General features: G+C 68.0%; 2 protein-coding genes. One reads left to right on the forward strand and one right to left on the reverse strand.

Annotated elements, in window-relative coordinates; all coding sequences use genetic code 11:
* Positions 1-2,126, reverse strand: a 2,126-nt coding sequence (pulA, locus tag Y704_RS19475) for a pullulanase-type alpha-1,6-glucosidase (RefSeq protein ID WP_081747444.1), incomplete at its 3' end; no start/stop codon positions are given.
* Between the two features lie 154 nt (positions 2,127-2,280).
* On the opposite strand from pulA, the gene Y704_RS0106575 reads away from it, so the two are divergent.
* Positions 2,281-3,327: a LacI family DNA-binding transcriptional regulator gene (locus tag Y704_RS0106575; RefSeq protein WP_026549522.1), complete on the forward strand. Its 1,047-nt coding sequence runs from the start codon at positions 2,281-2,283 to the stop codon at positions 3,325-3,327.
* The last annotated feature ends 94 nt before the right edge of the window (positions 3,328-3,421 follow it).

Below are 3,421 nucleotides of genomic sequence, written 5' to 3' on the forward strand. Positions count from 1 at the left end.
GAGCCGAAGCCCTGGACCCGCGGGTCGGCGTCGAACGGTCCGCCGCCGCGCACCGCGTCGCGGAGACGGTCGTTGAAGGTGCCGATTCCGGTGCCGGCCATGTTGGCCTGCGTCGCCTGCTCGAAGCGGGCGTCGTCCGCCACCTCGCCGAAGTTCCAGCCCTCGCCGTAGAGGTAGACGGACGGGCCGTCCACGCCGTCCCGTTCGAGGGTCAGCTTGTCCAGCGCCGCCCGGACGGTGAGGATGTTCTGCTTCGAATGGTGACCCATGAGGTCGAACCGGAAGCCGTCGAGCTTGTACGTCCGGGCCAGGGTCACGATCGAATCGACCATGAGCTTGCCCATCATGGTGTGCTCCGTGGCGGTGTTCGGGCAGCAGCTCGAGGTTTCGACGGCGCCCGATTCCGGGTTGAGGCGGTGGTAGTAGCCGGGAACGATCCGGTCGAGGTTGTTCGTGGACTCCTGCCCCGCACCGGCGGTGTGGTTGTAGACGACGTCCTGGATGACGCGCAGGCCGGAGGAATTCAGCGAGGCGACCATGTCCCGGAACTCGTGGATCCGGGTGGCGCCCTCCGGGTTGGTGGAGTAGGAGCCTTCCGGCGTCGTGTAGTGCAGCGGGTCGTAGCCCCAATTGAAGCCGTCCCGGGAAGCGACGGCGGAGATGCACTCCTGCTGGCGGTCGCTGTCAGGTGCGAAGGACGCAAGATCGCAATCCGTCTCGGCCTGGAGGGCGCGGTCCTCCTCGATGGTGCCGATGTCGTTGACGGGCAGCAGGTGCACGGCATTGAGCCCGCTGTCGGCGAGCTCCGACAGCCGCTTCATGCCATCGCTGTCCTGCCGTGTGAAGGCGGCATATGTGCCGCGTTCCGCCTCCGGCACCGTCGTGTCGCTGATCGAGAAGTCCCGGACGTGCAGCTCGTACACCGAGAGCTCTTCGGGCCGGTCGAGGGCCGGTTTCTCCAAACCGGACCAGTTCGACGGCGCGAGGGCCGGGTCGGCGAGGTCCACGAACAGGGAGCGCTCCGAATTGGTCGACAGTCCCACGCTGTAGGGATCGGTCACGAGATTGTGTTCCACGGCGCCGGTTTCCGGCACGAAGACCTCGACGTCGTACAGGTAGTACGCGCCCTTCCAGTCCTTCTCGCCGTCGACACTCCAGGTGCCGTCCTTACCCTCGCGGAGGGCGCGGACGGCGACCGGTTCGTCCACCCCGTCCCGGAAGACCTGCACGGACACGCTCCGCGCGGTCGGCGCCCACAGCGCGAGGTGTGGCTTCTGGCCCTTCCAGCCCAGTCCCAGCTCACTGCGCGCGGCACCCGCGTACAGGTCGTCGAGCACGCCGGGAACCTGGACGCCGGTAGCGGCCAGCACGACGCCGTCCGGTGACACCGCGGTCATCAACAACTGGCCTTTCAGCAGGCCATTGGCGCGGCGGGCATCCTCCTTACCCAGCTGGAAGGTCCGAAGGGGCGCCAGGTGGGGGTGCTTCTGCGCCAGGGCCGGGGGAAGCGCACCGCCCGACGGGGTGAGCTCCACGGACGTGCCGCCCACCACGACGCCGTCCTCAACGGCCAGACCGCCGTCGGGCGCGGTCTGGAGGCGGTACCGGGTGCCGTCCGGCAGGTCCGCAGGATCCCACGCGATGGTGTCCTGCGTCAGCCAGTGTGCCGCCATGCCTGCTGTCGGACCCTGGGGTACGTCGCTGGAGATGACGTGCGTCCGATGGTCATAGGTGAACGTCACGGGCCCGCCGGGCGCCTGAAGCACCAGGTCGGCACCGCCCGCTGCGCCGTCTGCACCGTAGTTTTCACCCCATGATTCGTTCAGCGCCGCCTTGTAGGCGTAGGTTCCGGCGGGAACGTCGAAGGTTGCCGTCCAGGTGTCCGGGGAACCAGCTACTGGTTGCAGCCGTGTGGCTGCGCACTCGGGCTGCCAGTCGCCCGGGCAGCCGAGTTCCGACTGCAGGGAGCCGACGAGCGCCACGGTGCCGGGGGCCCCCGTGTGATCGGCAAGTGCCGGGGTCGGCGCCAGCGCTGCGAGGAGCGGCACTGTCAGCGCGACGGCGGCCAGGCGCACCCGACGCCGGGCGGGCGTCCTGGCGGCGCCGGAAGTTTCAAGGGGGATCATGGTGGTCCTTCCACGGCCATGCGTCACTGCAGGGCCGGACGAAGCAGGGTGGATAGTCCGACCCTACGGACGGCCTCCTCCTGCCGTCAAGGAAAACAGGAAAGTTTCACGCAAACTTTCCTTGCGTTTGCGCGGCGTGCGCTAGATTGAAGCAATGACACCGGAAACCCGCAGCGAGCGTCCGCGCCTGGATGATCTGGCGCGCACCGCCGGCGTCAGCGTTCCTACGGTGTCCCGCGTACTCAACGGGAAAGGTGGAGCATCCCAGGAAACCCGTCAGGCAGTCCTCGCCGCGATGGACAGCCTCGGCTACGAGCGTCCCTCACGCACCGCAGGACGCTCGAAGGGACAGATCGGCGTCGTGGTCCCGGACCTGGTGAACCCGATTTTTCCCGCTTTCGCAGGTGCCATTGCGGCGCTGCTGGCACCCAACGATTACATACCGGCCCTCTGCACGCTGCCGGGAGGCGGCATTACTGAGGACGAGTACGTGGCGCTTCTCCTGGACCAGGGCGTCAGCGGCATCATCTTCGTCTGCGCGGCACACTCTGATGGCCGGGCGAGCGTGGAGCGCTACCGGCGACTGCGCGGCCGTGTCCCGTTCGTGCTCGTCAACGGTGCACGCCCGGAGATCGATGCCCCGTCCGTCTCCAATGACGACGCCACGGCCATCCGCACTGCCGTGCGGCACCTCGTTGCGCAGGGCCACCAGCGGGTGGGCTTCGCCACCGGGTCCGACCGCTTCATCCCCAGCCGACGCAAGCTGGAGGGATTCCGCTCCGGTCTGGTGCAGTTCCTCGGCGAGGATGACGCGGATTCCCACATCGCCACCGGCATGTTCACGATCGAGGGCGGGCAGAGTGCCGCGAACGAGTTGATCGACAGTGGCCACACCGGCATTGTCTGTGCCTCGGACATCATGGCGCTCGGTGCCATGCGCGCAGCACGGACCCGCGGGCTCCTGGTGCCTGAGGATATCTCGGTGGTCGGCTTCGACGATTCGCCGCTCATGGCCTTCACCGATCCACCGCTGACAACCCTGCGGCAGAATATTCCCGCCATGGCCGAGGCCGCAGTGCACACACTCGTGACCGAGCTCAGCGGGGACAGGACCACGAGGACGGACATCATGTTCCAGGCAGATCTCATTGTGCGGGGTTCCACAGGCGCAGGGCCCGCCGTCAGAAACGCCGGCGGCTAGTTCGCCCTCCGGGGGCTTTCCGGTCGCCACACCACGAGGGCCTGGCTCCGTGGACGCGGGCGCTTGCCCCTGGCCAGGGTCACGACGTCGCCGG

Source organism: Arthrobacter sp. Br18, from assembly GCF_000520555.1.
Lineage (GTDB): Bacteria > Actinomycetota > Actinomycetes > Actinomycetales > Micrococcaceae > Arthrobacter_D.